Annotated in this window: 6 protein-coding genes; all 6 read right to left on the bottom strand. The window is 44.6% G+C overall.

Annotated features, from left to right (window positions below; genetic code table 11):
- Nucleotides 1-776: tyrosine-type recombinase/integrase (locus tag D1841_RS15855; protein ID WP_371722068.1), on the bottom strand; the 776-nt coding region annotated here is incomplete at its 3' end.
- Nucleotides 777-1595: 819 nt separating this feature from the next.
- Nucleotides 1596-1994 carry an LA2681 family HEPN domain-containing protein gene (locus D1841_RS19540; RefSeq protein ID WP_166554288.1) on the bottom strand — a complete coding sequence of 133 codons (399 nt, stop codon included), beginning with the start codon at nucleotides 1992-1994 and terminating at the stop codon, nucleotides 1596-1598.
- A gap of 1 nt (nucleotide 1995) precedes the next feature.
- Nucleotides 1996-3129 carry an LA2681 family HEPN domain-containing protein gene (locus D1841_RS19955; RefSeq protein WP_166554289.1) on the bottom strand — a complete coding sequence of 378 codons (1134 nt, stop codon included), beginning with the start codon at nucleotides 3127-3129 and terminating at the stop codon, nucleotides 1996-1998.
- Between the two features lie 121 nt (nucleotides 3130-3250).
- A complete protein-coding gene (locus tag D1841_RS15870; protein WP_160644570.1) occupies nucleotides 3251-3844 on the bottom strand; it encodes a hypothetical protein in 594 nt (197 codons plus the stop codon).
- Between the two features lie 13 nt (nucleotides 3845-3857).
- Entirely contained in the window at nucleotides 3858-6638 is a 2781-nt protein-coding gene (locus tag D1841_RS15875) for a class I SAM-dependent DNA methyltransferase (RefSeq protein WP_160644572.1), read from the bottom strand.
- A 278-nt stretch (nucleotides 6639-6916) separates the two neighbouring features.
- Nucleotides 6917-7100 (bottom strand): hypothetical protein (locus tag D1841_RS18770; RefSeq protein ID WP_207709227.1); only part of this gene is annotated, 184 nt, incomplete at its 5' end.

Consider the following 7100-nt stretch of genomic DNA (forward strand, 5'->3'; position numbering starts at 1 on the left):
CTGCACACTTCCTTTACTCCCTGGCGCACCTCAAGATATTTATGCTCCAGGTCAATGTCGCTATTGAGCAGGCCCAGTATCTCGCCTGTCCTCAGTCCTGTGTTCAGCATGAGAATGTAGGCTGCTGGCTGTTGGTACTTGGGCTTACCGTTGGAGTAGGTGCTGAACGCCTCGGCCTTGAATTTCTCTATTTCCTCTGGCGTAAATATCGTTACTGTTTCCTGTGTCGGCAAATCTTCCTTGTTCTGTGCTGCCATAAAGTTTGACTTCTTTATCATGGGTACGCTGTTCATGGGGTTCTTGGAGAAGATTTCCTGCTGGGTCAGGTAGCGGAAATATTCATTGAGGACAATGTAAACTTTCTTCACCGTAGTGTAGGCGTAGCCCTCGCCCATCCAGTGGTTCAGCACTTCCTTGAGGTCAACAGCAGTGATGTCACCTACTACTTTCTCTCCAAGCAGAGGAAAAATTTGATGTTCCACCGTACATTCGCAGCGGTCGTAGGTGGTGCGCTCCACCGATGGAAACTTGAACACTTGGAGCCAGTGAGTCATGCTCTCCTTGAGCGTTTTGCGGGATTCATCGGACTCCTGCAAGACATCGTTAAAGGCCGCAACGTAGTCGGTCATCTTCTTGGTGACTTCTGCCTTGGTAGTACCGGAGAACGATTTACGCTTACGCTCTCCTTTCTCGTCCATGTACCAGACGGTGCCGCCCCAGCGGTCATCAGTTCTCTTAAAGGCTTTTCCATTCGTAAGCAGTTTCTTTTGTGCCATTCTTGTCAGCCTCCTTTCGTCAACAACACAACATACCACACCTTGTTTCGAAAGTCCACTGACTTTTTTCTTACTTTTTGCTCTGGCATTTCCGGATTTCTAAAGGCCGTATTCTTTGTTTTGCAACGCAAATTCTGAGCCAGGTATCTTGCCCTTACAAAAGTGGGTTCGGGCTACTGCCCGGTAATCGGGCCGTCCGACAACGTCGGACGAGCGCTCTGCTTGCCCTCCCCAAAAGGGGAGGATTTTTGTAGGACATCAGCACTTCATTTACAACCCCTGGAAATTCCTCGCAGCCTCGCCGTTTTTCTCGACAGCAACCCCACCTTTCACTCCAAATCCTCATTAGCAACCCCTATCGTGATTTTGCACTAAGAATCCCGGAATCCCTTGAAACGACCGGCATTGCCGGACGTTGTGAACCGGCGGAGGGGTGCACCGCAACCCCTCCGCCTTTCTCCTGCTTGAAAATCGACCATCCGGGAATCTTTGAGGGTTGTGCAATACAGCGGCGTTCTTCCGGCGCATCTTCTCTCAAAACCAGTCTCAAAACCCAAGTCAGATGCGCCGTAACATCCTACCCTCACAAATTGCCACAAATGCCCCACAACGGCGTTTATCGCGCTTTGCCCTGTTTCTACCCTTGTCTCTGCCATAAAACTGCCGGAACCGCCCTCACACAGCTCAACAGTCCACTATCCGTACTGGAGGCCCGAGCTTTATTCTGCTTATAATCGGCTATCAAAAAATCCATGCTGATTGTGCAAGATGACGGCTCCGTTACATTATCCAATCACTTTATCTTCGAATTGATAAATTTCATATTTTCCACTCATCGTCATAGTCCATAAGCGGGATTGACGGAACGAATTTGCCTTCATTGCTTTTTCGATTCTTCTCTTCTTGAATATGTACGCATAAGGACAAACAGATGATAGCCTCTCTGACGATATGCAACAAATCCATAGTCAATTCAGAAAGTTCATCTTCAGTTATGTATAAAGCTAAGTCATCAACTTCTCCATCCATTCTTTTTGTAAGCCATCCATTGGTTACTTTTACATATTTGTGTTCCAGCGCATTACGCACAATACTAATATGTTTTAACTGAGGATTTGGGGAATCTTCAAATTTATCATAAAAATCCCTGCTTATCCAATACAACGATGCTAACGCAAAATTTGATTTATAATCGAGATTATTCTTATACTTATACACATTATTTCCTCGCCCAAACTTGCTTAGCCCTTAGCCAAATATGGCTGAAATTGATATCTCTTTCATGGATTCCAAGGTCGAAATATGAATTCAGGAAAAACGCTATTTTATCAAACAAGCCATATAGTGTTTTAAATGCTGACTTCATCTGTTCAATTCTTATTCCATACTGTGGATAGTCAGCAAAATTGATAAGATGAGTTTCCTTATCTGCAAAATGTGGCTGTTCAAGAGTTTGTAATGAGCAGTAACATTCATATCTTGCATAAACATACTCTTGTTTAATCTGATTAAACATTCCGTGAAAAACTGGCTTAGCATTAATTGAGACAATCATATCTGGCAAATGTAAAACATCATTTGCAAAACACATTTTTTCTACTGGTAAGTCGTTAAGCGTGTTTAAAAATAGAACATTTTGTAAGGCCCACTCTCTGTATAACTTTTCCTCCATATCATCATAAGTATAATTAGGGATATTCAACTTTCTTGATAAGAATTTTCTTATATATTCACTATCGTAATACTGTGAAAGCTTTTGAAACCCCTCTTTTGCCTCTAAATATGTATTTGGATCGTTACTCCTAGATGCTTTTTGTAAAAGAGTATATGAAAAATGATACAAGTAATCTCTATGGCCAGAATCGAAATCAAAAAAACCATAATCCATATATATTTTTCCTAGATTCCCCAATGCCATGCCGAAACAAGGGTTAATACGAAGGGCGTTCCTATATTGTGTGATAGCGCTAATTTTTCTCCCACAAGAACTAAGCGTATTGGCATAGTTCGTATACAAATTCAATTTGAATGCTTTGATATATGGAGAATATACTTCATCCAAATACTCATCATCTTCAATTAAATCTATACTCTTCCTAAAACAGTATAACTGCTTTTGAAAAGATTTTTCATTTGATATTCCCGTAAATTTAGCCAAATCACTGTACACGGTTCCAATTGAATAGTACATTTGAGCCTGAGAAGCATGATTATCATCAGGAATTCTTTTTTCAATTTCATTTACTAAAGCTCCTAATTTTATAGCATCTTGCGAAATAGTTGCCTCATCAAGTTCCAAAGCATATTTTTCCGCTTGCTTTGAAAACGGATTAATATATTTGTTCTCCCCCACTAGTTCTCATCCTTTCAGGTACTTATTCCTTTCATGGCAGATAAAAGACTCACCCATTTATACTCATATTTTCTTTCCCATCAAACCGTTATCTTTCTCATTCTATTTCTCTCTGTCGCTTTTAAAGATTATATTGAAACTTTGTATATGGATCTTCAACTGTACCTGTTGGATAGATAATTTCAATAATATCTTGTGGCCGTACATTGCAAACAGCTATTGAACGGTCAGCGGTATTGCGATGCCAAATATCTTTCTCGAGCCCTTGTAACCTTAGTTTTGAAATGCATTTAATAGGAATATCACAAACTATAATAGCCGGTCGGCCAATTGTTTTTAGTCTATCTCGACACCCTAGACGCATTGCCAGACAGTTTAGAAACTCACTGCCATATATTAAATAGTGACAAGATTTTCCTAACAATTCTGCTTTTTCAAGCATTAACCATATTTGAGGACTATAATTTGTCCCCAAACTTTCCCATTCCAAATTGAATTGGTTCCTAATCTCCAGTTCCGTCACTTTGCCGCTTCTCAGTTTAATAATCGCGTCTTTCAGGGCACTTTCCCGATTAAATGCTACCAACCCTTTGTTTCGATAAACATTCTCATCTTCAATCCGGCACGCATGATATGCTCGGATATGCGTATAATCTGCAAGGTTTACCTTTGTGCCTTGGAGCTTATCTGCTATAAAGATTTTCTTGTCTTTCATTAGAATGCCCCTTCTACAGATCTCCATCTGTTAACCGCTGATACATCCTCATCAGCTCCGCCACACACCTGCTCTCCGTCATCTCCCTGACCGAGAACCCATACGCCGCCATAACCGCCCGGTCATTATTCTGGTGGGCTTTCCGCAGATCTGGCGGCATGGTGGTCTCGTCGTAGAGGTCGGCAAGGCTGCTGTCCGGGTAAAGGGCGCGGGCATCCAAGATGGCCTGGGCGGTCTGCTCGATTATAGCTTTTTGCTTATCCGTGGGGGTGGGCCAGGGGAAGTTATTGTAGACAACGGTATTAGAGTAACGGTAATCACTTTTCAACCGTCCACAGACTGCTCGCATCCAGGCCATATGAACATTGGAGGTTAAAATGCCAAAATGATACAAACTCGTATCTGAAATCATAAAAATGCTATCACCCGGGATGACTTCTCTTTTTAAATATTCTATGGGAACGTAACGGCGATTTTCAGAAGAAACTTTTGGAATAGCGACATAATCTGTCGCACACTCCCGAACTTCATCAAAGAGCATCGGTGTTTCTGCTTTCCTTTTTGTTGCTTCCTTTGGGCTGGCCAAACGATACTTGCGAACTTCCTCAATACGCTGTTTCACTGACCGACATTGATTGATCGTAGCAGGATTGGCTCCCACCATCCAAAGGCAGTATCGGGGCCTACGCATAATAAAATCTTTACCCATCATATATGGCCGGATGAATTGTGTAGCTTGTGGTTCAGTTTTCAGCAATTCTTCTTTTTCTTCTTCTGTTAAAATGAGGAATCCGCCTTCTGTCGATTTACCACCGTTTTGCAAAATTGGAACATCTGAAACTGGTCTATTTCTCGCTTCGATGAACACGTTATCAGCGTCCACCAAATAGGAGTTGATATTCGTAACAACTTGCATTCTTTCAGACATGAATAAGCGCCGCTCCTGAGTGTTTGGCGCAATGCTAAACCCCACAATCACACAATGCACATGGGCTTTCAAGCTGGCTTCGCTGTCCCAGCGGAAAGTGCGGTGGGCAAAGTCAATATGAACGCCAAAACGGTCATATAAGGGTTTCCAAACACCGGCAACTTGTTCGCCTTGGGTGATGGAATTGGTTGACACAAAGGCTGTGCGTATACTTGTCCCTTGCATGAGCTGTGCCGCCTTAAAGTACCAGCCGGACACATAATCAATCTTTCCAGCAGTCTTATAGGGTTTGCCTTTTTCATCCACATAAATGCAAAGAATATCCTCCTTTTGCGCCTTGCTTTGCAGAGAATACCCCACAAACGGCGGGTTCCCCATAATATAATTCAGTTCCCGCTTGGACACCACGCTCTCCCAATCTGTCCGCAGAGCATTCCCCTCGGTGATGTTGGCATAGGATTTCAGCGGAAGAAAATCCAGAGACATATGCACCACGTCCTCGGTCTCCTTCATCATCTGGCTCTCGGCGATCCAAAGCGCGGTTTTGGCGACAGTCACGGCAAAATCGTTTATCTCAATGCCGTAAAACTGCCCGATTGAAACTTGAATGGGGTTGCCAAGGTCGAACATAATCTGCCCCTTGTTCAGCAGGGAGATGGTTTCGTTCTCCAGCCGCCGCAGGGAGATGTAGGTTTCCGTCAGGAAATTCCCGGAGCCGCAAGCAGGGTCTAGGAACTTTAGCCCAGCCAGCTTACGCTGGAAGACTTCGAGTTTTGCCTTGCGGGTGCGGTCAACCGAAATCTCTTTTATCTCTGCAAACTCGGCTTTCAGCCCGTCTAGGAACAGCGGGTCGATGAGCTTATGGATATTCTCAATGCTGGTATAGTGCATACCGCCGGAACGCCGGGTCTCGGGGTTTAGCGTGCTCTCAAACACTGCGCCGAAAATGGTGGGGCTGATCTCCGACCAGTCGAAGTCCTCGCTGGCGCGATGAAGAATCAGGTCGACGATGGTTTCGTCCAGCCTGGGGATGATGATGTTTTCGTCTGCGAACAGCCCGCCGTTGACATAGGGGAAAGCAAGGAGGTCGTCGTCCAAGTATGGGTCCCGGTCCTCGGATTTTGTGTCAAGGATTTTAAATAGATTTATTAAGGCTTGCCGCGCCTCGCGCTCATGGACCTGCAAATAATCGTGAAACATATTCCTGCCGCCGAAGATGCCAGCGTCCTCCGCATACAGGCAGAACACCAGTCTGACACACAGCTTATTCAGGCTCTTTAGCACCTCTGGATCGCTGGGGTCCTTGTACTGTTTCAAGAGCGCGTCATACAGCACACCCACCAGCTCACCAGCCTGCAAGGAGATTTCCATTTCCTTTTTGATGTGCTCACTGCCGGTGTCCACTAGGAAGTTCAGCCGGTGATACTCCCGCTCCAAGCCCTCCAGCTTGAGGATTTCCGGCTCATCGTTGGGGCGGTTCATATCATGTATCTGGAACTCTTGGAAGTTGCAGACCACGATCCAGCGGGGGTTCTGGTCGTGGGGCAGATATCCGGCGTAGCGGCGGGCTTGCTGGTATGGGGTCAGCATACTGCCGTCGGATTGCTTGTAGCCTTTGTGCAGGTCGATGTCCCGGCCCTTCTGCTCGATAAGGACACGGGTGGCGGGTATGTAACCGTCAATAAAGCTGGTATGGTCCAGCTTTACGGGCAGCTCGAATTGGATAAATTTTGTGGGTTCCTCTATTCCCAACACGTCATGGAGCAATGAAATCCAGAATAATTGTGTCTCTTGTTTTTCGTCGCCGCGGTTAGCCCAATCCTGCATAAACTGCCCAGCAGCGTTGCGCCGTTCAACGTCTGTCATGGCTATTGTCCCCCGATTCTATAAATCTGGATATTTTGTTAAGTATAACACAAAATGCAGAAAAAAGATAGAGGGAAATTGCTTGTTCGTTTACCTTCCTGAAAGCTTTTTCAAAAACCTTTTCTTTGTTTAGCGACACAAATTTTGAAGGGGTACCACCGACTTAACATAATTTCAACTCTATGCTATTATTACGAATAAGATTATAGATTACTATAAAAATCTTCTGCACTTGGGCTGAAAAAGCCTGGTCTGAGTCTTGAGAATTTTGAATATCATCAATAAATCATCAAAACTTTTTGGGGCGTGGGTTTTGGAAACACAAACGGCTCAACCGTGCGGAAAACTGGCTGGTATATGTCCGCTGATGCCTTTTCCACATCCACTCCAAAACCGCGTGCCGAGGGTTCGAATCCTTCTGCCCCTGCCATACCAGAGCCATACGAACCCCGCCACAATTTA

The organism is Neglectibacter sp. X4 (assembly GCF_009917365.1).
Lineage (GTDB): Bacteria > Bacillota > Clostridia > Oscillospirales > Acutalibacteraceae > Acutalibacter.

Bases quoted from the DNA above. Each gene is read 5' to 3' on its own strand.
- D1841_RS15870 (WP_160644570.1), bottom strand. From the start codon at position 3,844: ATGAAAGACAAGAAAATCTTTATAGCAGATAAGCTCCAAGGCACAAAG.
- D1841_RS15875 (WP_160644572.1), bottom strand. From the start codon at position 6,638: ATGACAGACGTTGAACGGCGCAACGCTGCTGGGCAGTTTATGCAGGAT.